Origin of the sequence: Bradyrhizobium sp. CCBAU 45394 (assembly GCF_028128655.1) — a bacterium.
Taxonomy (GTDB): Bacteria; Pseudomonadota; Alphaproteobacteria; order Rhizobiales; family Xanthobacteraceae; genus Bradyrhizobium; species Bradyrhizobium diazoefficiens.
In genome coordinates this window covers 76,471-100,255 of the sequence record NZ_LBIX01000163.1, presented here as the reverse complement: position 1 = coordinate 100,255, position 23,785 = coordinate 76,471, and the positions used below count along the sequence as shown (strand labels likewise).

The 23,785-nt window shown below is 64.8% G+C and carries 16 protein-coding genes and 2 tRNA genes; 9 read left to right on the top strand and 9 right to left on the bottom strand.

All coding sequences use genetic code 11. The annotated features are described in order from the left end of the window. Positions 1-100 precede the first annotated feature (100 nt). The 9 genes from WN73_RS21155 to WN73_RS21115 all read left to right on the top strand — a co-directional run bounded on the left by WN73_RS21155 (position 101) and on the right by WN73_RS21115 (position 10,830). Positions 101-185 (top strand) — tRNA-Leu (locus tag WN73_RS21155). Between the two features lie 177 nt (positions 186-362). Then, on the top strand, positions 363-1,724 hold the full coding sequence (gene tig, locus WN73_RS21150; RefSeq protein WP_028171688.1) for a trigger factor: 1,362 nt from the start codon (positions 363-365) through the stop codon (positions 1,722-1,724). Positions 1,725-2,014: 290 nt separating this feature from the next. Then, the gene (locus WN73_RS21145) at positions 2,015-2,650 is read left to right on the top strand and encodes an ATP-dependent Clp protease proteolytic subunit (protein WP_011087708.1); all 636 of its coding nucleotides are present in this window, start codon (positions 2,015-2,017) and stop codon (positions 2,648-2,650) included. 448 nt (positions 2,651-3,098) lie between these two features. Further along, positions 3,099-4,370 carry an ATP-dependent Clp protease ATP-binding subunit ClpX gene (clpX, locus tag WN73_RS21140; protein WP_008547851.1) on the top strand — a complete coding sequence of 424 codons (1,272 nt, stop codon included), beginning with the start codon at positions 3,099-3,101 and terminating at the stop codon, positions 4,368-4,370. Between the two features lie 324 nt (positions 4,371-4,694). Beyond that, positions 4,695-7,118 (top strand): endopeptidase La, encoded by a 2,424-nt coding sequence (gene lon, locus WN73_RS21135; protein ID WP_011087707.1) that lies wholly within the window; start codon positions 4,695-4,697, stop codon positions 7,116-7,118. Between the two features lie 70 nt (positions 7,119-7,188). After that, on the top strand, positions 7,189-7,593 hold the full coding sequence (locus WN73_RS21130; protein ID WP_011087706.1) for a GFA family protein: 405 nt from the start codon (positions 7,189-7,191) through the stop codon (positions 7,591-7,593). Positions 7,594-7,642: 49 nt separating this feature from the next. Further along, positions 7,643-7,719 (top strand) — tRNA-Val (locus WN73_RS21125). A gap of 183 nt (positions 7,720-7,902) precedes the next feature. After that, positions 7,903-9,858: an acyltransferase family protein gene (locus tag WN73_RS21120; protein ID WP_271554622.1), complete on the top strand. Its 1,956-nt coding sequence runs from the start codon at positions 7,903-7,905 to the stop codon at positions 9,856-9,858. 111 nt (positions 9,859-9,969) lie between these two features. Beyond that, positions 9,970-10,830 carry a class I SAM-dependent methyltransferase gene (locus WN73_RS21115; RefSeq protein ID WP_028171689.1) on the top strand — a complete coding sequence of 287 codons (861 nt, stop codon included), beginning with the start codon at positions 9,970-9,972 and terminating at the stop codon, positions 10,828-10,830. A gap of 51 nt (positions 10,831-10,881) precedes the next feature. On the opposite strand, the gene WN73_RS21110 is transcribed toward WN73_RS21115, so the two are convergent. The 9 genes from WN73_RS21110 to WN73_RS21070 all read right to left on the bottom strand — a co-directional run bounded on the left by WN73_RS21110 (position 10,882) and on the right by WN73_RS21070 (position 23,347). Next, the gene (locus tag WN73_RS21110; RefSeq protein ID WP_028171690.1) at positions 10,882-11,850 is read right to left on the bottom strand and encodes a cation diffusion facilitator family transporter; all 969 of its coding nucleotides are present in this window, start codon (positions 11,848-11,850) and stop codon (positions 10,882-10,884) included. A gap of 2 nt (positions 11,851-11,852) precedes the next feature. Beyond that, a complete protein-coding gene (gene ihpC / locus WN73_RS21105) occupies positions 11,853-15,065 on the bottom strand; it encodes a divalent metal ion exporter subunit IhpC (RefSeq protein ID WP_028171691.1) in 3,213 nt (1,070 codons plus the stop codon). Next, entirely contained in the window at positions 15,058-16,035 is a 978-nt protein-coding gene (gene ihpB / locus WN73_RS21100; RefSeq protein ID WP_028171692.1) for a divalent metal ion exporter adaptor subunit IhpB, read from the bottom strand. The genes ihpC and ihpB overlap by 8 nt, the downstream gene beginning before the upstream one ends. Beyond that, a complete protein-coding gene (gene ihpA, locus WN73_RS21095) occupies positions 16,032-17,306 on the bottom strand; it encodes a divalent metal ion exporter subunit IhpA (RefSeq protein ID WP_028171693.1) in 1,275 nt (424 codons plus the stop codon). The genes ihpB and ihpA overlap by 4 nt, the downstream gene beginning before the upstream one ends. Before the next feature lie 56 nt (positions 17,307-17,362). After that, positions 17,363-17,728, bottom strand: a complete 366-nt coding sequence (locus WN73_RS21090) for a hypothetical protein (RefSeq protein WP_028171694.1) — start codon at positions 17,726-17,728, stop codon at positions 17,363-17,365. Between the two features lie 151 nt (positions 17,729-17,879). After that, a complete protein-coding gene (locus WN73_RS21085) occupies positions 17,880-21,038 on the bottom strand; it encodes an efflux RND transporter permease subunit (protein ID WP_028171695.1) in 3,159 nt (1,052 codons plus the stop codon). After that, on the bottom strand, positions 21,035-22,471 hold the full coding sequence (locus tag WN73_RS21080; protein WP_028171696.1) for an efflux RND transporter periplasmic adaptor subunit: 1,437 nt from the start codon (positions 22,469-22,471) through the stop codon (positions 21,035-21,037). Before WN73_RS21080 ends, WN73_RS21085 begins: the two co-directional genes overlap by 4 nt. Then, complete coding sequence (locus WN73_RS21075) at positions 22,468-22,866, bottom strand: FixH family protein (RefSeq protein ID WP_028171697.1); 399 nt, start codon at positions 22,864-22,866, stop codon at positions 22,468-22,470. The genes WN73_RS21080 and WN73_RS21075 overlap by 4 nt, the downstream gene beginning before the upstream one ends. A 121-nt stretch (positions 22,867-22,987) precedes the next feature. Next, positions 22,988-23,347, bottom strand: coding sequence for a hypothetical protein (locus tag WN73_RS21070; protein WP_028171698.1), 360 nt, complete (start codon positions 23,345-23,347; stop codon positions 22,988-22,990). Positions 23,348-23,785: the final 438 nt, after the last annotated feature.

Sequence of the window (23,785 nt, the reverse complement as noted above, 5' to 3'; positions counted from 1 at the left end):
AGCCTGCCTCCATCAGGCCATTTTTTTGCTGCGAACAGTCAGGCGCATGCTATAAGCCCGGCCGCCCGCGGCATCGCGGCCGGTCTTGATGCAAATTCACGCGGGCGTGGCGGAACTGGTAGACGCGCTGGATTTAGGTTCCAGTGACGAAAGTTGTGGGGGTTCGAGTCCCTCCGCCCGCACCAAGCGCTTTCAGCGTTTGCACGGATTACCGAAGGGCCTCGCTTCGTGCGGATGTTTTCCGTCTGGAGCAGGGCTCTGATGAACCACCGGCGTTGAGGCGTTTGCCTCGCGTTGGATCGATTAATGACAGCGTCCCGACGCATGCGTGCCGGGGCCGAACGAGAAGAAGATTGGACGCCATGCAGGTCACAGAAACCCTCTCGGAAGGTTTGAAGCACGAGTTCAAGATCAGCGTTCCCGCGTCTGATCTCGACGCCAAGGCCGGCGCCAAGCTCGTCGACCTCAAGGACAAGGTCCGCATCAACGGCTTCCGTCCCGGCAAGGTGCCGGTCGCTCATCTGAAGAAGGTCTATGGCCGCTCGGTGATGGCCGAGACCATCGACCAGACCATCCGCGACACCAACACGCAGCTGTTCTCCGAGCGCGGCTTCCGCCTCGCGACCGAGCCGAAGATCACCATGCCGTCCGAGCAGGCCGAGGTCGAGGAGCTGCTGAGCGGCAAGACCGATCTGACCTACACCGTCGCGATCGAGGTGGTGCCGTCGATCGCGCTCGCCGACTTCAAGACTTTCCAGGTCGAGAAGCCCGTGGCTGACGTTACCGACGCCGACGTCGACGAGGCGATCAAGCGCATCGCCGACACCAACCGCGGCTATGCCGCGAAGGCCGACGGCGCCAAGGCCGGGTCGGGCGACCGCGTCACCATCAACTTCAAGGGCACCATCAACGGCGAAGTCTTCGAGGGCGGCACCGGCGAGGGCATCCAGGTCGTCATCGGCTCCAACACCTTCATCCCCGGCTTCGAGGAGCAGCTCACCGGCATCGGCGCGGGCGAGACGCGCACGCTGAAAGTGTCGTTCCCCAAGAACTACATGAACGACAAGCTCGCCGGCCAGCCGGCCGAGTTCGAGACCACCGCGACCTCGATCGAAGCGCCGCAGGACATTGCGATCGATGACGAGTTCGCCAAGACGCTCGGCCTCGAATCGCTGGACAAGCTGAAGGAAGCCGCGCGCGAGCGTCTGGTTGCCGAGTTCGCCGGTGCGACGCGCCAGCGCGTCAAGCGCGCGCTGCTCGACCGTCTCGACGAGGCGCATCGCTTCGAGGCGCCGCCCTCGCTCGTCGACGAGGAGTTCAATCTGATGTGGAACTCGGTCAAGGCCGAGATGGACTCGGCCGGCAAGACCTTTGCCGACGAGGACACCACCGAAGATGCCGCCAAGGAAGAGTACCGCAAGATCGCCGACCGCCGCGTGCGCCTCGGCCTCGTGCTCTCCGAGATCGGCGAGAAGAACAAGATCACCGTGACCGACGACGAGGTCGGCCGCGCCGTGATCGAGCGGGCCCGCCAGATGCCCGGCCGCGAGAAGGAAGTCTGGGACTATTACCGCAGCAACGCCCAGGCGCTGGCCCAGCTTCGTGCGCCGATCTATGAGGACAAGGTCGTCGACTTCATCCTCGAGCTCGCCAACGTGACTGAGAAGAAGGTTTCGCGCGAGGACCTCTACAAGGACGATGAGGCGGAAAAGACCGCGGCCTGAAGGCTTTGAGACAGTCTTCTATTAAGGATGATCAGCGGAAGGGCCCGGCTAGCCATGTGGCTGGCTGGGCCTTCTTGCGAGAATCAGCTTCAAGTGCCCGGCGGATTAAGCCTTAATTCGCTCCGCACTTGTCTGGCGCGAATTGGGCTATATCTGTCGGTACACCCTGTACCCAAACTTCTACCGCTACCAACTTCCTGCATCACGGGCGTCCATCGGCCTTCCGGCAAATCCAGCCAGACTGGCAGCCAAGAGTGGCGATGTCCGCCTCCGAAAACCCTAGGTGACTCATGCGCGATCCGGTTGAAACCTACATGAACCTCGTGCCCATGGTGGTCGAGCAGACCAACCGTGGCGAGCGCGCCTACGACATTTTCTCGCGCCTGCTGAAAGAGCGCATCATTTTCCTGACCGGTCCGGTCGAGGACGGCATGTCGACGCTGGTCGTCGCGCAGCTGTTGTTCCTCGAAGCGGAAAATCCGAAGAAGGAAATCTCGATGTACATCAACTCGCCGGGCGGCGTGGTGACGTCGGGCCTTGCGATTTACGACACCATGCAGTTCATCCGCCCGCCGGTCTCGACGCTGTGCACGGGGCAGGCGGCCTCGATGGGCTCGCTTCTGCTCGCCGCCGGCGAGAAGGACATGCGCTTCTCGCTGCCGAACGCGCGCATCATGGTGCATCAGCCCTCCGGCGGCTTCCAGGGCCAGGCCACCGACATCATGCTGCACGCGCAGGAGATCCTGAACCTGAAGAAGCGGCTGAACGAGATCTACGTGAAGCATACCGGCCAGACCTACAAGACGATCGAGGACGCGCTGGAACGCGACAAGTTCCTGACCGCCAACGACGCCAAGGAGTTCGGCCTGGTCGACAGGGTCATCGACAAGCGCGCCGAAGAGCCGGCGGCGGCGAAGACCCAGTAGCACTACCGGTCGGTAGCGGCGTCCCTCGGGGGCGCCCGGGTACCTTCAGGGGAGCGTTCACGTTTAGGACTCGTGTGCGCACTGCAAAACGCTGTTTTGCGCCCTGCGACAAGCAGAAAGTTCCGCTTTCGTGCTTGTTTTTCGTGGCAATCCAGCAACGCCGGGGTGATTTCGATCACTTCGCCCGTGCCAAGACCTGAAATCACGGTATTGTCACGGGTAGCCGGCGACCCCCGATTAGCGAATTCTTGATAGTCGGGTGACAGCATGGTTGGCTACGAATGATCCGCTATGATCGCGGGAGAATCGAGTGACCGTGATTCGCACGGGATGTAGCGCGTAGGGTCTTTTTTGGTACGGAATTTGCTCTATTTGAACTTCATACCGACCGGTGTGTCGGGATGGAGCGATCGAGCGGAACGGGATCGAACCGCGGACGGAGACATGAATGAGTAAGGTCGGCACGAGCGACTCCAAGAACACGCTATATTGCTCGTTCTGCGGCAAGAGCCAGCACGAAGTCCGCAAACTGATCGCGGGTCCCACGGTCTTCATCTGCGACGAGTGCGTCGAGCTTTGCATGGACATCATCCGCGAGGAGAACAAGTCCTCGCTGGTCAAGTCGCGCGACGGCATTCCGACGCCGAAGGAAATCTGCAAGGTGCTGGACGATTACGTGATCGGCCAGAGCCACGCGAAGAAGGTCCTGTCGGTCGCGGTGCACAACCACTACAAGCGCCTCAACCACCAGACCAAGCACAACGACGTCGAGCTCGCGAAGTCGAACATCCTGCTGATCGGTCCGACCGGTTCGGGCAAGACGCTGCTCGCGCAGACGCTCGCCCGCATCCTGGACGTGCCCTTCACGATGGCGGACGCAACGACGCTGACCGAAGCCGGCTATGTCGGTGAGGACGTCGAGAACATCATCCTGAAGCTGCTCCAGGCCGCCGACTACAATGTCGAGCGCGCCCAGCGCGGCATCGTCTACATCGACGAAATCGACAAGATCAGCCGCAAGTCCGACAATCCCTCGATCACGCGCGACGTGTCGGGTGAGGGCGTGCAGCAGGCGCTCTTGAAGATCATGGAAGGCACGGTGGCTTCGGTCCCGCCGCAGGGCGGCCGCAAGCATCCGCAGCAGGAGTTCCTGCAGGTGGATACCACCAACATCCTGTTCATCTGCGGCGGCGCCTTCGCCGGCCTCGAGAAGATCATCTCGGCACGCGGACGGTCGACCTCGATCGGCTTCGGCGCCCAGGTGCTCGCGCCGGAGGACCGCCGTACCGGCGAGATCTTCCGTCACGTCGAGCCTGAGGATCTCCTGAAGTATGGTCTCATCCCCGAGTTCGTCGGCCGTCTGCCTGTCGTGGCGACGCTCGAGGATCTGGACGAGACCTCGCTGAAGAAGATCCTGACCGAGCCGAAGAACGCGCTTGTGAAGCAGTACCAGCGCCTGTTCGAGATGGAGAACATCGAGCTGACCTTTGCCGACGAGGCGCTTGGCGCGGTCGCCCGCAAGGCGATCGAGCGCAAGACCGGCGCCCGTGGCCTGCGTTCGATCCTCGAGGCGATCCTGCTCGAGACCATGTTCGACCTGCCGGGTCTGGAAGGTGTGGAAGAAGTCGTGATTTCCCGCGAAGTCGTGGAAGGCACGGCCCGTCCGCTCTACATCTACGCCGATCGATCCGATCGCGCCGTCGAGAACGCCAGCGCCTGATTTGCGGCGCTGGAACGCTCCAATCGTCCTGAGAAGTGACGGCTGCGGAATGTATCTCCGCAGCCGAGTTAGCGTCGCTTACCCGTGTGCGTAAGCGCCTGATGGCGCGCGTTTTTCAATGACTTGACACCCCCCCGGTCGATAGCCACCTAATGTCGGCGGCGAGCGTGAATTCTCTTCAAGATTCGCCTCAGTTCCGATCCGGCAAGCCCGGTCCAACCTTGGAATGGTAGACTGGTTTTGTGGATCACCTCGGCACCTTGTGGCGGTTGCGCATGAGCATGGCGGGCTGCGTGCAAGGGGGCAAAGCAAAAGGAAAAGGCCATGACTAATCCAAAACCCAGGCCAACCATCGTCCATGGCGAAACGCACGCTTATCCCGTGCTTCCCTTGCGCGACATCGTCGTCTTCCCGCACATGATCGTGCCGCTCTTCGTCGGCCGCGAGAAGTCGATCCGCGCGCTCGAAGAGGTGATGAAGAACGACGCGCTGATCATGCTCGCGACGCAGAAGAACGCGTCCGACGATGATCCGGCGCCCGATGCGATTTACGAGACCGGTACGCTTGCCAGCGTGCTCCAGCTCTTGAAGCTTCCCGACGGCACCGTGAAGGTGCTGGTCGAAGGGCTCGAGCGTGCGCGCGTGCAGAAATACACCGATCGCGCCGACTACTATGAAGCGACCGCGATTGCGCTCGCCGATACCGATGCGAAGTCGGTCGAGGCGGAAGCGCTGGCACGCTCGGTCGTGTCCGACTTCGAGAGCTATGTGAAGCTCAACAAGAAGATCTCGGCCGAGGTCGTCGGCGTGGTGCAGGCGATCACCGATTTCGCCAAGCTCGCCGACACGGTCGCCTCCCATCTCGCCGTCAAGATCGCGGATCGCCAGGGCATCCTGGAGACGCTGTCGGTCACCACGCGCCTCGAAAAGGTGCTGGGCCTGATGGAGAGCGAGATCTCGGTGCTTCAGGTCGAGAAGCGCATCCGCTCGCGCGTCAAGCGCCAGATGGAGAAGACCCAGCGCGAGTATTATCTCAACGAGCAGATGAAGGCGATCCAGAAGGAACTCGGCGACGACGACGGTCGCGACGAGCTCGCCGATCTCGAAGAGAAGATCTCCAAGACCAAGCTCTCCAAGGAAGCGCGCGAGAAGGCGCAGCACGAATTGAAGAAGCTGCGCCAGATGTCGCCGATGTCCGCGGAAGCGACCGTCGTGCGCAACTACCTGGATTGGCTGCTGTCGATCCCGTGGAACAAGAAGTCCAAGGTCAAGAAGGACCTGGAATCGGCGCAGGCTATCCTGGACTCCGATCACTACGGTCTGGAGAAGGTCAAGGAACGTATCGTCGAGTATCTCGCGGTGCAGTCGCGCGCCAACAAGCTGACGGGACCGATCCTGTGCCTCGTCGGACCTCCCGGCGTCGGCAAGACCTCGCTCGGCAAGTCGATCGCGAAGGCGACCGGACGCGAGTTCGTGCGCGTCTCGCTCGGCGGCGTGCGCGACGAGGCCGAGATCCGCGGTCACCGCCGCACCTATATCGGCTCGATGCCCGGCAAGATCATCCAGTCGATGCGGAAAGCCAAGTCGTCCAATCCGCTGTTCCTGCTGGACGAGATCGACAAGATGGGCGCCGACTTCCGCGGTGATCCGTCCTCGGCTTTGCTCGAGGTCCTCGACCCCGAGCAGAACGGGACCTTCAACGACCACTATCTCGAGGTCGACTACGATCTGTCCAACGTGATGTTCATCACGACCGCGAATACGCTCAATATTCCGGGACCGTTGATGGACCGCATGGAGATCATCCGGATCGCGGGCTACACCGAGAACGAGAAGGTCGAGATCGCGCGCAAGCACCTGATCCCGAACGCGGTGTCCAAGCACGGCCTGGACTCCAAGGAGTTCTCGATCGACGACGACGCGCTGCTGCTGCTGATCCGCCGCTACACCCGCGAAGCGGGCGTGCGTAACCTGGAGCGTGAGCTCTCCACACTCGCCCGCAAGGCGGTGAAGGAGCTGATGATCTCCAAGAAGAAGTCGGTCAAGGTCACCGAGAAGTCGCTCGAAGAGCTTCTGGGTGTGCCGAAGTACCGCTTCGGCGAGATCGAGAGCGAGCCGCAGGTCGGCATCGTCACCGGCCTTGCCTGGACCGATGTCGGCGGCGAGCTGCTGACCATCGAAGGCGTCATGATGCCGGGCAAGGGCAAGATGACGGTCACGGGCAACCTGCGCGACGTGATGAAGGAATCGATCTCGGCGGCGGCGTCCTACGTCCGCTCGCGCGCGATCGTCTACGGGATCGAGCCGCCGCTGTTCGACCGGCGCGACATCCACGTGCACGTGCCGGAAGGCGCGACGCCGAAGGACGGTCCGTCGGCGGGCGTGGCGATGGCCACCGCGATCATCTCGGTCATGACCGGCATCCCGGTCCGCCACGATGTCGCGATGACCGGCGAGATCACGCTGCGCGGCCGCGTGCTGCCGATCGGCGGTCTGAAGGAGAAGCTGCTGGCTGCTGCCCGCGGCGGCATCAAGACGGTGCTGATCCCCGAGGACAACGCCAAGGATCTCACGGAGATTTCCGATGCGATCAAGGGCGGCATGGAGATCATCCCGGTCTCCCGTCTCGACGACGTCGTCGCCAGGGCGTTGGTGAAGAAGCCGGTGCCGATCGTCTGGGAAGAGGACACCAAGGTGACGGTGAAGCCGGACGGCGACGAAGCCGCCGGTGGCCTGACCGCTCACTGAGCTCCAGCGAAAGATGATAAAACGGCGCCTTCGGGCGCCGTTTTTGCTTTGATGCAAGGGAACGAGGGCGATGCAGATCGACGGGCAATGCCATTGCGGGCAGATCACCTTTGAAGCCGAGATCGACCCCGAGGCGGTCTCGGTCTGCCATTGCCAGGACTGCCAGACGCTGACGGGATCACCGTTCCGGGTCACCGCGATCTGTTCCGCCGGCGACGTCAAGCTCACCGGCGGCACGCCAAAAATCTACGGCAAGCGCGGCGACAACGGCCGGATGCGCTTCCAGCATTTTTGCGCCGACTGTGGTTCCCCGCTGTTCACCAGCGGCGAGGGCGACCAGGCCGACGACTGGGGCATCCGCTGGGGCAGCATCCGCCAGCGCGACGCTCTGAGGCCCAGCCGACAGATCTGGTGCCAGTCGGCGGCAGTGTGGATCGACGCCGTGCCGGGGCTGCCGGGGAGGCCGCAGGATTGATGTTCCGTACTTGCTCACCGAGGGCGGGTAGGGATAAAGAGGCGGCGAGGGGCGGTTAGCTCAGCTGGTTAGAGCATCTCGTTTACACCGAGAGGGTCCGCGGTTCGAATCCGTGACCGCCCACCAACGCGTTTTTCGGTACTGCCTCGTCAATTGGAACGGGCCGAGCGGGCAGCACCGAGCCGACGGCCATCGGTTCCGGCTGCATCTTGTGCTTGCGGCCGGTCTTCGCGTCGGGCATATCGGCCCGAACTGGGACGCGTAGAGCGGCTGCCCTGCCAAGCACCACCTGGATCCGACGCCGGCCATATGCCGACCAAGCTGCCCTACCGACCGGAGATCGACGGCCTGCGAGCGATCGCGGTCCTGCCTGTCATTCTCTATCATGCCGGGGTTCCCGGATTCTCGGGCGGCTTTGTCGGAGTCGACGTCTTCTTCGTGATCAGCGGCTATCTGATCACGTCGATCATCCTCGACGAATATGAAAATGGCGGCTTCAGCTTCGTCGGCTTCTACGAGCGGCGCGCCCGGCGCATTTTGCCGCCTTTGTTCCTGGTCTGCCTTGCGTGCATTCCGTTCGCCATCTATTCGCTGAGCCCGCGCGATCTCGAGGAGTTCGCCAGGAGCCTGCTCTCGGTCTGCGGTTTCGTTTCGAACTTCTTCTTCTGGTCGCAAAGCGGATATTTCGACGGGCCGACCGAGCTCAAGCCACTCGTCCATACTTGGAGCCTTGCGGTCGAAGAGCAGTTCTATCTGGTCTTTCCGATCGCGCTGTTCTTGTTGCTCAAGCTCGGTCGACGTCACGCCATCGCGTTGTTTGTCGCGACCGCTGTACTGAGCTTCGCTCTCGCTGTTTGGGGATCGCGTCACGCGACGGCAGCGACCTTCTACCTCCTGCCGGCAAGGTATTGGGAGCTTTTGATCGGTGCGCTGCTGCCGCTGTGCCGCATCGAGACCGAAGCGCGGCGCCTGCCGCGCCGGCTCGCCGAGCCGCTTGCGTTGCTCGGTCTTGCATTGATCGCGATTCCGATCTTCACCTATCACAACATTCCCTATCCCGGCGTTTACACGTTGCCGCCGACACTCGGCACGGCGCTGGCGATCGTGTTCCTGCGACCCGATACGCTATCGGGCCGCATCGTTGCGACGCGCGGCCTCGTTGGCATCGGCCTGATCAGCTACAGCGCCTATCTCTGGCATCAGCCCGTGTTTGCGTTTGCGCGGCTCGGCGCGATCTATGAGGCCAATATCCCGGTCTTCATCGGCCTTTCGGCGATTGCGCTGCTCCTGGCCTACCTGACCTACGTGCTGGTCGAGCGCCCGGCGCGCGACCGCAAGCGGTTCACCCGGAACGAGGTGTTCGCCTATTGCGGTGCTGCCTCCGCGGGACTGGCCGGCCTCGGACTGGTCGGCATCTTCACCGGCGGGCTCGAGAACAGCTATCTCGCCCGCAACGACATGGCGACCCAGCGGGCCTATGCGCTCATCAAGCAATATGGCTTGCGCGATATCAAGGCCCGGCTGATCGACAGCGGCTGCCAGTTCTGGTCTCCCCGTCCGGACGAGGCGTTCGAGGCGCGGTTTCGATCCTGTGCCGAGAAGTTTGGCCCGGCCACCATGGTCGTCGGCGATTCCCACGGCGAGAACGTCTACAATGCGGTGGCCAAGGCGAGCCCCGGCGAGTTCGTCGTCGGTCTGGTCGACGAAGGCTGCCGTGCGTGGAACGACAGCGATGCCTGTCCGTATTCCAGGCTCAAGGGCTTCCTCGATCGCAACGGAGCTTCCGTGCGCGGGATCGTCTTCAACGTGTCGGGAGCTCACCTTCTGACCGACCTGGAAGGCAATTCGGAAAACCACCACCTGTTCGAGTGGAAGACGGGATATCTCATCAATTACGAGAAGGTCGCCTTCACGATCAACTATCTGCGGACGATCGCGCCGCTGGCGAAGATCGTGTGGCTCGGTCCCTTTGTCGAAGCACGGGTCAACTTCCGCGATCCGCCGTCAATCGCAAGGGACGCGTTCAGGATGAATCCCGTCTCGCTCCATCATTTCAAGGCGCTGGACGCCGAGATTGCCAAGGAAGTCGCCGAAGGGCCACAGACCTTCAAGTATCTGTCATTCTACGACGTGCTCAAGGTCGATCAGTATTTCCTGCTGACCGGCGATTGTCTGACGTTCAGCGATCCCGATCATCTGAGCGCCTGCGGCGAGGAGTTGCTTGGCGAGAAGCTCAAGGCCCAACTGCCCTGGCCGAATTCGTAGGCTCCAGGCACAAGCATCCAAGCGGTGCCCGTCCGACCTTCAATTTGAATGGGCCGCAACTTCGGTTCGTGATATGGGCTGAACGGCGCGTGAGTGCGCGATGAGGTCCCGATGCAGCAACCCAGCGGACACGAGCAGAATGTCGACCAGATCGCCTATTGGAACGGCCCCAGCGGGCAACGCTGGGCCGATCGACATGCGGTGCAGGAGAGGCTGCTCGGGCCGATCGCGGATGTCCTGATCGATCGCGCCGGGCCGAAGCCGGGCGAGCGCGTGATCGACGTCGGCTGCGGCTCCGGCGCAACGACGGTGGCATTTGCGAAGGCGGTGGCGCCTGATGGCTTCGCGCTCGGCCTCGATGTCTCCGACCCCATGTTGTCGCAGGCGCGTGCGCTGGCGCCAAAGGGCCTGCCGCTCGATTTCGTGCTGGCGGATGCGACGGTGCATCCGTTCGAGCCGGCGAGCTTTGACCTCCTGGCCTCGCGCTTCGGCGTGATGTTCTTCGCCGATCCCATTGCGTCCTTCACCAACCTTCGTCGCGCGCTGAAGCCGTCCGGGCGGCTCGCCTTCGCCTGCTGGCGCGAGCCGAAGGAGAACCCGTGGATGATGGCGCCGCTGATGGCGGTCTACAAGCACGTGCCCAAAATGCCGCCGGTCGGGCCGGAGGAGCCGGGCCCGTTCGCCTTCGCATCCGAAGAGCGCGTGATGCGCATCCTGAAAGGGGCGGGCTTCGTCGATGTGGCGACGGAGCCGCACAATCTCGCGATGGATATCGCCATCGGCGGCGGCCTCGATGCCGCCGTCGAGGGCTCGCTCCAGATCGGCCCCGCCAGCCGAGCGCTGCAAGGGCATCCGCCGGAGACGTATGAGGCCGCTAAGGCCTCGATCCGCAAGACGCTCGCGCCGTTCTTGAAGGGACAGTCGGTGGCGCTTCAGGGCGCGATCTGGATCGTGACGGCGAAGGCGTCGTAGCGCTCGCTGCTCGACGCGGTTGTGCGCAGTTGAAGCTGAGCAAATGCCGTTTCACACCACGTCATCCGGCGCCAGCGCACAGCCATTATCCGGATGCGTCTCCACCTGAAGCGTGGTGTGGCCGATGCGGAAGGATGTCTTCAGCATCTGCGCGGTCTCCATCAGGAACGCATCGCCGCTACCTGCGGGCATGACGAGATGGCAGGTCAGCGCCGTCTCGGTGGTCGAGATCGGCCAGACGTGCAGATCGTGGATCGCGGACACACCCGGGCGCGCCAGCAGGAGCGCCCTGATCGCGGCGAGGTCGGTGCCCTTGGGGGCGGCCGCCATTGACATGTCGATGGAGCCGCGGAGCAGGCTGGTCGTGCTCCAGAGAATGGCGGCGCAGATGACGAGGCTGGTGACGGGGTCGAGCCAGAGCCAGCCGGTCCAGATGATCAGCGCCGCCGAGACGACGACGCCAAGCGAGACGGCGGCGTCGGCGGCCATGTGCAGATAGGCGCCCTCGATGTTGATGTCGTCCTTGCGACCGCTCGCGAACAGCATGGCGGTGAAGCCGTTGACGAGGATGCCGATGCCGGCGACCACCATCACGGTCACCCCCGCGACCGGCTCCGGCTCGCGCAGGCGTAAAATCGCCTCCCAGCCGATCGCGCCGGTCGCGACCAGCAGGAACACGGCATTGGCCAGTGCCGCCAGGATGGTCGAGGCACGCAGGCCGTAGGTGAAGCGTCCGCTCGGCGCGCGCCGCGCCGCGATTGCGGCGCCCCACGCCACGACCAGGCCGAGCACGTCGGAGAGATTGTGTCCGGCGTCCGCGAGCAGGGCGGTGGAGTTGCCGATATAGCCATAGACCGCCTCGGCCACGACCAGCGCAGTGTTGAGCGAAATGCCGATCGCGAAGGCCTTGCCGAAACTGGCGGGCGCATGGACATGCGCGTGGCCGAGACCACGACCATGATCATGCCCGTGACCTGCATCGTCATGATGGTGATCGCCGTGGTGGTCGTGGCTGCCCAAACCTAGCGCTCCCCGGACGCTGCCAAATCAGCCGCCATTGTAGGCGTTTCGCTTGCCACGTCACGCCGGAACAGCATGTAGAGCGCCGGTAGCACAAGGAGCGTCAGCACGGTCGAGGAGATGATGCCGCCGATCACCACGGTTGCGAGCGGCCGCTGCACCTCGGCGCCGGCGCCGGTGGCGAGCGCCATCGGCACGAAGCCGAGCGAGGCGACCAGCGCGGTCATCAGCACCGGGCGCAGCCGGGTCAGCGCGCCCTCGCGCACCGCCTCCGCAACGGATCGTCCCTCGCTGCGCAGCCGCTCGATGAAGGCGATGATGACGAGGCCGTTGAGTACGGCGACGCCCGACAGCGCGATGAAGCCGACGCCGGCGCTGATGGACAGCGGGATGCCGCGCAGCAAGAGCGCCGCGACGCCGCCCGTCAAAGCCAGCGGCACGCCGGAGAACACCAGCGCCGCATCAGCCGCCGATCCCATGCCCATGAACAGCAGCAGGAACACCAGCAGCAGCGCCACCGGCACCACGATGGTCAGCCGCTTGGTGGCCGAGACCAGCTGCTCGAACTGGCCTCCCCAGCGGATCCAGTAGCCCGGCGGCAGCTTGACCTTCTCCGCGACGGCGGCTTGCGTCTCGGCGACGAAGGAGCGCAAATCGCGCCCGCGAACGTTGGCCATCACCACGACGCGGCGCTTGCCGTTCTCGCGGCTGATCTGGTTGGGACCCGGCGCGATCTCGATTGCCGCAACGGAAGAGAGGGGCACGTAGCGCGGCGTCGTTCCCGATGTCCCCGGCCAGGCGGTTTTCGTGACGGCCGCGACGTCTTCGCCCGGCGGCAGCGGGATCGGCAGCGACTTGATCGTGTCGGGGTCGGCACGCAGGCTTTCCGGCAGCCGGACCACGATGTCGAAGCGGCGATCGCCTTCGAACAGCTTGCCGACCGGCTTGCCGCCGATCGCGATCTCGAGGAGGTTCTGCACCTCGCTGAGGCTGAGGCCATAGCGCGACAGCGCCTGGCGATCGAGCTTGACGGTGAGGATCGGCAGGCCCGCGACCTGCTCGGTCTTGACGTCGGCGGCGCCCTCGATGCCGCGGACCACGCCGTTGACCTGCTGGGCGATGCCGGCGAGCACGTCGAGATCGTCGCCGAAGATCTTGACGCCGACGTCGCTGCGGATGCCGGCGATGAGCTCGTTGAAGCGCATCTGGATCGGCTGGGTCATGCCATAGGCGGTGCCGGGCAGGGTGTTGGCGGCGCGTTCGATCTCCTCGATCACCTCGTTCTTCGGCTTGGCGGGATCGGGCCATTCCTCGCGCGGCTTGAGCGTGACATAGGTGTCGGCGGCGTTCGGCGGCATCGGGTCGTTGGCGATCTCGGCGGTACCGACCTTGGAGAAGATGGTCGCGACCTCCGGCACTTGCTTGACCGCCTTCTCCAGCCGAATCTGCATGTCGACGCTCTGGGTCAGGCTGGTGCCGGGAATCCGGATGGTCTCGATGGTGATGTCGCCCTCGTCGAGGCTCGGGATGAATTCGCCGCCCATGCGTGTCGCGGCGAAGACGCTGCCGGCGACGATCAGGACGGCGCCAAACGCGACGCTGCCGCGGTAGCGGATGGCGCGGTCGAGCAGCGGCACATAGAACCGCTTGGCGGCCCGCATGAAGAGGTTTTCCGTCTCCGAGACCCTGCCGGTCACGAAGATCGCCACCGCGGCCGGGACGAAGGTGATCGACAACAGCGCCGCGCCCGCGAGCGCCATCAGCACCGTGAGGGCCATCGGCGTGAACATCTTGCCTTCGGTCCCCGTCAGGGTCAGGACCGGCAGATAGACCACGGCGATGATGAGCGTGCCGAACAGGCTCGGCTTGATGACCTCGCTGCTGCCGGCGCGGATCGTCTCCATCCGTTCCTCGAGCGACAGCAGCCGGCCGCGCCGGTGCTGCTCGGCAGCGAGCAGCCGCAGGCAGTTTTCGACGATGATGACCGCGCCGTCGACGATGATGCCGAAGTCGATTGCGCCGAGGCTCATCAGATTGGCGCTGACCTTGCTCTCGACCATGCCTGATATCGTGAACAGCATCGACAGCGGGATGACGCAGGCCGTGATCAGTGCGGCGCGGATGTTGCCGAGGATCAGGAACAGCACCGCGATCACTAGCGCCGCGCCTTCGACGAGGTTCTTCTCGACGGTCTGGATGGTCGCTTCCACCAGATGCGTGCGGTCGTAGACGGCGCGCGCGATCACGCCGTCGGGAAGCGATTTCGCGATCTCCGTGAGCCTCGCCTTGACGCGCTGGGCTACGGTGCGGCTGTTCTCGCCGATCAGCAGCATGGCGGTGCCGAGGACGGTTTCGCTGCCGTTGGTGGTCGCGGCGCCCGAGCGCAGGTCCTGGCCTTCCTGGACGTCGGCGACGTCGCGGATGCGCACCGGCACGCCGCCGCGCGAGCCGATCACGATGTCCCTGATGTCCTCGATATTGGCGACTTGGCCGGGTGCGCGGACGAGATATTGCTCGCCGTTGCGCTCGATATAGCCGGCGCCGACATTGGCGTTGTTGGCGGCCAGCGCCGTCATGATGTCGCGGAAGCCGAGCTTGTAGGCCATCAGCCGGCCGGGGATCGGCAGCACGTGGAATTGCCGCTCATAGCCGCCGATCGAGTTGACCTCGATCACGCCGGGGATGGTGCGCAGTTGCGGCTTGATGATCCAGTCCTGGATGGTGCGCAGTTCCGTCGGCGTGAACTCGGCGCCGGTCGGTGACTTCGCGCCGGCCTTGGCCTCGACCGAGTAGACATAGATCTCGCCGAGCCCGGTCGAGATCGGCCCCATCGCGACCTCGGTGCCTGCAGGCAGCAGGTCCTTTGCCTGCTGGATGCGCTCGTTGACGAGCTGGCGCGCGAAGTAGATGTCGGTGCCGTCCTGGAACACGACGGTGACCTGGCTCAGGCCGTAGCGCGAGATCGAGCGGGTGTAGTCGAGCCTGGGCAGGCCGCCCATCGCGGTCTCGATCGGGAAGGTGATGCGCTGCTCCGCTTCGAGCGGCGACAGGCCCGGCGCGCGCGTGTTGATCTGGACCTGGACGTTGGTGACGTCGGGCACCGCGTCGATCGGCAGGCGGGTGAAATTCCAGGCGCCGAAGCCGCCGGCGACGAGCGCGAACAGAACGACGAGCCATCGTTGACGAATGGAGAAGGCGAGGAGGGCGTCAATCATGGTCGGCGTCTCCCTTGCCCATCTCCGCCTTGACCACAAAACTGTTCTCGGCGACGTAGCGCTCGCCGGCCAAAAGGCCTGCGCGGATCTCCACGAATTTCGGATCGGAATCGCCGAGCTCGACCGGACGTGCCTCGATCTTGTCGCCGTCCTCGCGGACGAACACGATGGTTTTGTTCTCCAGCGTCTGGATCGCACTTCGCCGCACGGCAACTGCGACATTGCGTGCGGCGAGGATCAGCCGCGCCGTGACGAACAGGCCGGGGCGGAGCCGGCCGTCGGGATTTGGCAGCACCACGCGCGCCAGCGCGGTCTGGGTCTCGCTCGAGCCGATCGGCGCTATGTAGGAGATCGCGCCCTTGATCTCGCCGCGGCCATCGTCGGGGTCGATCAGCACCTCGTCGTTGAGGCGGACGCGCCGGAGGTCCTGCCGGTAGATCGACAGGTCGACCCAGATGCTGGAGAGGTCGGCGACGACGAAGGCCGGTTTCTGCTCGGAGGCGTATTCGCCGAGCGAGATCTGCCGCTCGATGATGGTGCCGGCGATCGGCGCCTTCAGCTCATAGACCGTGAGGCTCTGATTGCTCTCGATCGCGGCGAGCAGGTCGTCCCTGGCGACCTTGTCGCCGATGCGCTTCTGGATCGACTTGGCGACGCCCGGAAAGCGCGGTGTCACCTGCACCACGGCTTCCTGATTGGCGCGCAGGATACCGTTGAAGGCCAGCGTGTCGGTCAGCGTGGCGCCCGCGGCTTCCGCCAGCGTCACGCCGGCGGCCGCGAGCTTGACGTCGGAGATGCGGATGCGGTCGGCGCCATGCTCGTCCTGCTCGACGTGGTCGTTTGGTTTCTCCGGCTTCTTGTCCGCGGCATGTTCGGTCGGTGCGACCTTGGGCGCTGCAAGCATGGCGTAGCCATAGGCACCGAGCGCTGCGGTCACGATCGCGACGAGGATTGTGGAGGATGTCTTCATCGAGCGCCCTCCCGGGCCAGCGCAAAGGGATTGCCGACGAGGCCTTCGATGGTCGCCACACCGGCATGGAAATTCTGCAGCGCTTCCTGCTCGCGCAGCCGCGCCTGGGTCACGCTCGCTTGCGCGTCGAGCACTTCGAGCAGGGAGAAGCGGCCCTGGCCGTAGCCTTGCGAGATCGCTTCCGCAGCCTCAGTGGCCTTGGGGATGGCGATCTCGCGCAGCACCGCGAGCTCGCGCAGCGAGCCCTGGAGCGAGTCATAGGCACGGCCGGCAATCACGATCAGCGTGTTGCGGTTGGCCTCGCGCTCGGCCCCGGTCTTGGCGAGGCTTTCCTGCGCCGAGAGGATGTTGCCCTGGTTCTGGTCGAACACGGGTATCGGCACCGAGACGGTGAGGCGCGCCGCATCGTCATTGGTTTCGTTGAAATGGCGCCAGCCGGCCGCGATCCGCACGTCCGGATAGGGCTTGAGCCGCGCCATCAATAGTTCGGCATTGCGCTGGGCAAAGACCGCCGTCCAGCGCACCAATTGCGGATTGGCATCGATGGCGGCGACCACCGACTGGAACGTCGGCGGGCGCCCCGTGGTGTCGAGCCGGCCGGAGACCTCGCCGAATTTCGCAGAGGGATCGCCCATCAGCACCGCGAGCTCGCGCCGGGCGCTTGCCAGCGTCGCCTTGAATCGCTCGCGGTCGGCCTTCACCAGGGCGGAGGCGACCTCGGCGCGGCCGGTCTCGGCCGGAGAGGAGGCGCCGGCTTCCACGCGGCGGCGGAGCAGCGGCGTCAGCCGGTCGATCGCGGCGATCTGCTCGTCCAGGATCTGGATCCGCCGCTGCGCGCCGAGCACGCTGAGGAAGGCGATCGCCGTCTCCGACAGCACTTCCAGCCTGACGGCCTTGCGCTGGATCGCGGCGACCTCGATGCCGGCCTGTCCGGCCGCGATCCTGGCGTCCCGCTTGCCGAACAGCTCGAAGGCCTGGCTGATCTGGAGCGTGGTCTCGGCCGATTTCGTGCCGCGATAGATGCCCGACCCGAATGAATTGTCCTGTTCATAGGACAGTTCCGGATTGAGGAGCGCGCCGGCCTGGATGCGCTGACCGGTGGCGATGCCGACGTCGCGCTCCGCCGCCGTCAGGCGCGGGCTCGCGGCCAGCGCGCGCGAGAGCGCCGCGCGCATGGTCAGCGTCTGGGCGTGTGACGTCAGCACCAGGGGTGGGCTGATGAGAATAGCCAGCGCGCACGCGATGCGCGCAGCCAGTCGCCTGCAAAACATGAACAGAACCTGTGAAGGAGAACCGATGGGCGCGATGGGGCGCCCGGCTGATCCGTTCAGGTCAGGTGCTTGGGGGGCGGGGATGCCGTATCGGGCGCGATGCCGGCGAGCGCCGGCTGCCGCTGCGGGACCGGCGCGGCCATCACATCGGCCGCGGCTTCCGGCTGCACCGGTTGCACGACAGCGATGGAGAAGCAGCCGTGGCAGTGATGGCCGGCAAGCGCCTTATGATCGCCATGGCCGGCCGCGCCGTGGTCGAGCATCGCCGCGATCTCGGAGCCGCCGGACGGGCTGGTCACATCGATGTCGTGGGCGCCGTGGAGCGCGCCCGAGAGCAGATACATGACCGCGACGAACACAGCCACGAGCCTGCGCCAATGGCGCGTGGTGCTCCGTCTGAAGGGTCGGCGATTCAGGACCACGAATTCACTCTCGCTGTCGGTTCGGCTGGCCTAGCATGGCAGCGGGAACAGTGTCGACCCGCAATAGTGTTACGTGTGGGGAACTCAACGTCGCAGCCGCACCTCTTGATGCGAGCGCGACCGGGGCGCAACATTCCGGGGGATTACGAGCTCATTCGGCGGCCTCCGGAATTTGCTCCGACGCGACAGCCCCATCGCCCGTACGCAGCCCGAAGCCCTTCACCAGGCCGAAGATTGCGGGGATCACGATCAGCGTCAGCAGCGTCGACGAGATCATGCCGCCGATCATGGGCACGGCGATCCGCTGCATGATCTCCGAGCCCGTCCCGCTGCTCCACATGATCGGCAGCAGGCCGGCCATGATCGCAACCACCGTCATCATCTTCGGGCGGACGCGCTCGACCGCGCCCTCCATGATCGCCTTGTCGAGATCGTCGCGGGTCAGGACGCGTCCGGCGCGCGCGCAGCGCGCTTCGGCTTCGGCAAGGGCGTGGTTGAGATAGATCAGCATCACCACGCCGGTCTCGGCCGCCACGCCCGCGAGCGCGATGAAGCCGACCGCGACCGCGACCGAGAGGTTGAAGCCGAGCCACCACATCAGCCACAGGCCGCCGACGAGGGCGAAGGGCAGGGAGAGCATCACGATCATGGTCTCGGTGATCGAGCGGAAGTTGAGGTAGAGCAGCAGGAAGATGATCAGCAGCGTCACCGGCACCACGATCTTCAGCCGCGCGGTGGCGCGTTCCAGATATTCGTATTGCCCGCTCCAGACCACGTAATAGCCTGATGGGAACTGGACGCTCGCCTGCACCGCGGCCCTCGCATCGGCGACATAGCCGCCGAGGTCACGGTCGCGGATGTCGACATAGATGTAGGTGGCGAGCTGGCCGTTCTCGGTCCGGATCGAGGTCGGCCCGCGCGCCGGCGTGACGCTTGCGACCTCGCCGAGCGGGACGGCGCCGCCGCCCGGCATCGGCACCAGGATGTCGCTGGCGATCGCCTTCGGATTGTCGCGCAGGTCGCGCGGATAGCGCATGTTGACGGTGAAGCGCTGCCGGCCCTCGACGGTCGTCGTCACCGTTTGGCCGCCGAGCGCGGTCGCAATCGTGTCCTGCACGTCCTGCACCATGATGCCGTAACGCGACAGCGCCTCGCGGTCCGGCGTGATCTCGAGATAGTAGCCGCCGAGGCTCCGCTCGGCATAGGCCGAGGAGGTGCCGGGCACCGCCTTGAGCACCTGCTCGATCTGCCGGGCCAGCTTGTCGATTCCGGCGAGATCGCTGCCCATGACCTTGATGCCAACGGGGGTACGGATGCCGGTCGAGAGCATGTCGATGCGCGCCTTGATCGGCATGGTCCAGGCGTTGGAGACGCCCGGAAACTGCAGCGCCTTGTCCATCTCGGCGATCAGGCTGTCGATCGTCACGCCGGCGCGCCACTGCTCCTTCGGCTTGAGGTCGACGATGGTCTCGAACATCTCCGATGGCGCCGGATCTGTCGCGGTTGCCGCACGACCGGCCTTGCCGTAGACCGAGGCCACTTCCGGAAACGAGCGGATGATGCGGTCCTGGGTCTGCATCAGCTCGGCCGCCTTGGTCACGGAAATGCCGGGAAGCGTCGTCGGCATGTAGAGCAGGGCGCCTTCGTTGAGATTCGGCATGAACTCGGAGCCGAGCCGGCCTGCCGGCCAGATCGACGCGGCGAGCACGCCAAGCGCGAGCAGGATCACTGGGATCCGCGCCCGCAGCACGCCCGAAATCACCGGCCGGTAGATCCAGATCAGGAAGCGGTTGATCGGGTTCTTGTGCTCCGGGATGATCCTGCCGCGGACGAAGATCACCATCAGCGCCGGCACCAGCGTGACCGACAGCAGCGCCGCCGCCGCCATCGCGAAGGTCTTGGTGAAGGCGAGCGGGCTGAACAGCCGGCCCTCCTGCGATTCCAGGGTGAAGATCGGCATGAACGAGACGGTGATGATCAGCAGGCTGAAGAACAGCGCCGGGCCGACCTCGGCGGCGGCCTCGATCAGGATCGCCACCCGCGAATGGCCGGGCGCGGCGCGCTCGAGATGCTTGTGCGCGTTCTCGATCATGACGATCGCCGCGTCGATCATGGCGCCGATCGCGATCGCGATGCCGCCGAGGCTCATGATGTTGGAGCCGATCCCGAGCAGCTTCATCGCCCCGAACGCCATCAGCACCCCGACGGGGAGCATCAGGATGGCAACCAGCGCGCTGCGGACATGCAGCAGGAACACGATGCAGACCAGCGCCACCACGATGCTCTCCTCGAGCAGCGTATGCCGGAGCGTCTCGATCGCGGCCTTGATCAGGTTGGAGCGGTCGTAGACCGGAACGATCTCGACCGATTTCGGCAGGCTGGTTGCGATCTCCCTGAATCGCTTCTTGACGCCCTCGATTACGTCGAGTGCGTTCATGCCGAAGCGCTGCAGCACGATGCCGCTCGCCACCTCGCCCTCGCCGTTGAGCTCGGCGATGCCGCGCCGCTCGTCCGGTCCGAGCTCGACGCGGGCGACGTCGCGCAGCTTGACCGGCGTTCCGTTGTCGGTCTTCAGCACGATGTTGCCGATGTCGTCGACGCTTTTCAGATAGCCCTTGCCGCGAATGACATATTCGAACTCGGAAAGCTCGACGGTGCGGCCGCCGACGTCGGCATTGCTGGCGCGGATGGCATCGCGCATCTTCTGCATGGTGATGCCGAGGTCGCGCATGCGCTGCGGATCGAGGATGACGTTGTATTGCCGCACGAAGCCGCCGATGCTCGCGATCTCCGCCACGCCTTCCGCCTTGGCGAGCGCAAACTTCAGATTCCAGTCCTGGATCGTCCGCGTCTCGGCGAGATTCAATTCCTTGGACATCACCGCATATTGGTAGACCCAGCCGACGCCGGTGGCGTCGGGCCCGATCGTGGGCGTGACGCCGGCGGGCAGCCGCGACGCGGCGCCGTTGAGGAATTCGAGCACGCGCGAACGGGCCCAGTAGATGTCGGTACCGTCCTCGAAGATGACGTAGACGAAGGAGACGCCGAAGAAGGAGAAGCCGCGCACCACCTTCGACCTTGGCACCGTCAGCATCGCAGTGGTGAGGGGATAGGTGACCTGATCCTCGATCACCTGGGGCGCCTGGCCCTGATATTCGGTGTAGACGATGACCTGGGTGTCGGAGAGGTCTGGAATGGCGTCCAGCGGCAGATGGAGCAAGGCATAGAGGCCGGCCGCGGCGGCAAAGCCGGTGCCGAACAGGACCAGCAGCAGGTTGCGTGCCGACCAGGCGATGATGCGCGCGATCATGGCTTGCCTCCCATCGCGTGGCCGCCGTGCGCATCAGTGCCTTGCGCGTTAGTGCCTTGGACGTTGCCGCCTTCGGCGAGTCCTTTGAGGGCCGCCTTGAGGTTGCTCTCGGCATCGATCAGGAAGTTGGCGGAGGTGACGATGACGTCGCCCTCGGCAAGCCCGTCGCGGATCTCGACATACCCATCGCCCCGCCGCCCGAGCTTGACCTCGCGCGGCTCGAAGCGGCCCTGTCCCTTGTCGACCAGGACGGCCTGCCGGCTGCCGGTGTCGAGCACCGCGCTTTCGGCCACGCTGAGCACCGGCGCCGGATTGCCGGTATCTATCGCGGCATCGACATACATGTCGGGAAGCAGCGCGAGATCGTCGTTGGCGAGTTCGATCCGTATCCGCGCCGTGCGCGTTTCCTTGTTCAGCTGCGGATAGATGACGCTGATCCGGCCGTCAAAATCCCGACCGGGATAGCTGCGCGCCCGCACCGTCACGGGCTGGCCGACGGCAATGCCGCCGAGGTCGCGCTCGGCGACGTCGACATTGGCCCACACCAGCGAGATATCGGCGATGCGAAACAGGATGTCGCCGGGCTGGGCGCGCATGCCGTCGATGGCGTTGCGCTGGAGCACGATGCCGTCACGCGGCGACGACCATTGGATGGTGATCGGCACCGCATGGCTCTTCTCCATCTCGGCGATGACGGGTTCGGGGACATCGAGATTGACCAGCCGCTGCCGCGAGCCCCGGCCGTAGGGTTCGATGCCCGCGGTCGTCTTCGAGGTGATGGTCGCGAGATATTCGGCCGCTGCGGACGATACGGCCGGACTGTAGATCTCCATCAGCGACTGCCCCTTGGTCACGCGGCTTCCGGTGGTGACGTCGGCAACCTTCTGCACAAAACTCTCGGCGCGCATGGCGATGACCGAGATCCGGCGTTCGTCGAGCTGGATAGTGCCGGGCGCGCGCACCAGCGTCCGCAGCCGCCGTAGTTCGGCAGGCTCCGATTTGACGCCGCTGCGCTGGATTTTGCCGGGCGACAGCTTGACCGAACCGTCGTCGCTGTCGTCGCCGTCATAGACGGCGATGTAATCCATCCCCATCGAATCCTTCTTCGGCACTGGTGAGGTGTCGGGCAGGCCCATCGGGTTGCGGTAATATTTGATCTTGCGATCGGCCTTGTGCTCGCCTTTAGGCTCGTCGGCATCGGACGGCGCCGGTACGGCGACGTAGTCGCGGCCGTCCTCGGTCTTCTTCGGCGTCGGCGAATAGAGCGGCTTGCCGTCCGGATCCTGATAATAGAGCGGGGCGACCGTATCCGCCGCATTCGCTGCGAACAAAATCGGATCGCCATTCGCCGGCAAAAAGCTGCCGGCAAACAGCGCGGCGCCTACCGCTGCGACAAGCGCAGCGGCAGTGCCGATGAGGCGGCTCTTGCTCATTGCTCGGCCGTGACGACGAGCTTGTTTTCGACCGTGCCGCTTTCGCCCTGCACCTTGGCGCCAAGCGAGAGCTGCCAGCGCCCGGCCATGCCGAAGGTGGCCTTGAAACGGTAGGTGCCGGGCTCGGTGCCCGGCATCGGCGTGACCTTGGTGGCCATCTCCTGCATGCCGTCGGGCGCCATGTCGAGCCGGCTGGCGAAGACCACGGCATCCGGCACGGTCTTGCCGGAGGTCTTGTTGACCAGCCGTACCGTCACGATGCGATCGGCGCCGGCCTTGACGGTCGGCTGCATGAGCTGGAATTCATAGTTCTTGATTTCGGCGCGTGCGGAGGTCGCAAACGCGGTTGCGATCAGCGCGGCCATGGCGGCGCGCGCGACGTGGGACGTTGTCATGATTTCAATTTCCTCGATGGGTCTGATGGAGTCGCACGCAACGACGTGACGCGTCGCAAGACGGTATGCAGCCATGCGCGCCGATTGCGGCACGCATGTTCACCAGGCGGCGGAGCGCCTGTCAGACGATCGATCGAGGGGGATGATCCGGAGGTGGGCGGGTGAGGCCGTCGCCGATGGCATCATCGAGCGGCCGAAGCAGCGCGAGAGGACGCGCATAGCGGATGGCGGTCGCGACGACAGGTCCTGCCTGCAACGCCTTCAGCATGCAGATCGCGAGGAGCGGGCAGTCCTGGCATTGCTTGCTGTTCTGCTCGTCGGGGCAGCACGGCATGTCCGCCGACATGTCCTGTGCGCCGGTCATCTGCATGTCGCTAGCCATCAGGGGCTCCGCCGCTGCTGGTGTCACCAGCGGCGCAACCATCAGCCCCGCGGTCACGAGGACCGCGAGCACTAGCCTGAGGATGCGACAAGCCATCATTGCGCGACACTCTCACACGGTGGCAACACTGGAAAGTCCCCCGGTTCACAAGTGTGAGAGCAGGGAGCGCTGGTGGTTAACCGTTTCGAGCGATCGCGGAGTACCATGTTATTGCGCAATCCTAGTGGGATTTGGGGCCTCCCTGATAACGCCATCCGGATGCGCCGCCCGCCGGTGCGGTGGCGGGCAGCTCAGGAGCTTGTCGATCATAGGCCAACGCGGAATACGGGCCTTGAGGTAGGACAAACGTTCTGGATTGCGAGGTTTGCCTGGCCTCATTCGGCCAATAGCTCCTGTCGGAAATGGTCGAGCCCGCATGGGCGCTGACCGAGACGGCCAAGAGAAGCGTGAGTGCGAGAAGGCTCTTCGTCAACATAGTTCCGGCTCCATGATTTTCGCGGAAGCGCCTCTGTTGCGCTTCTTCTGAGGAGTTCGGAG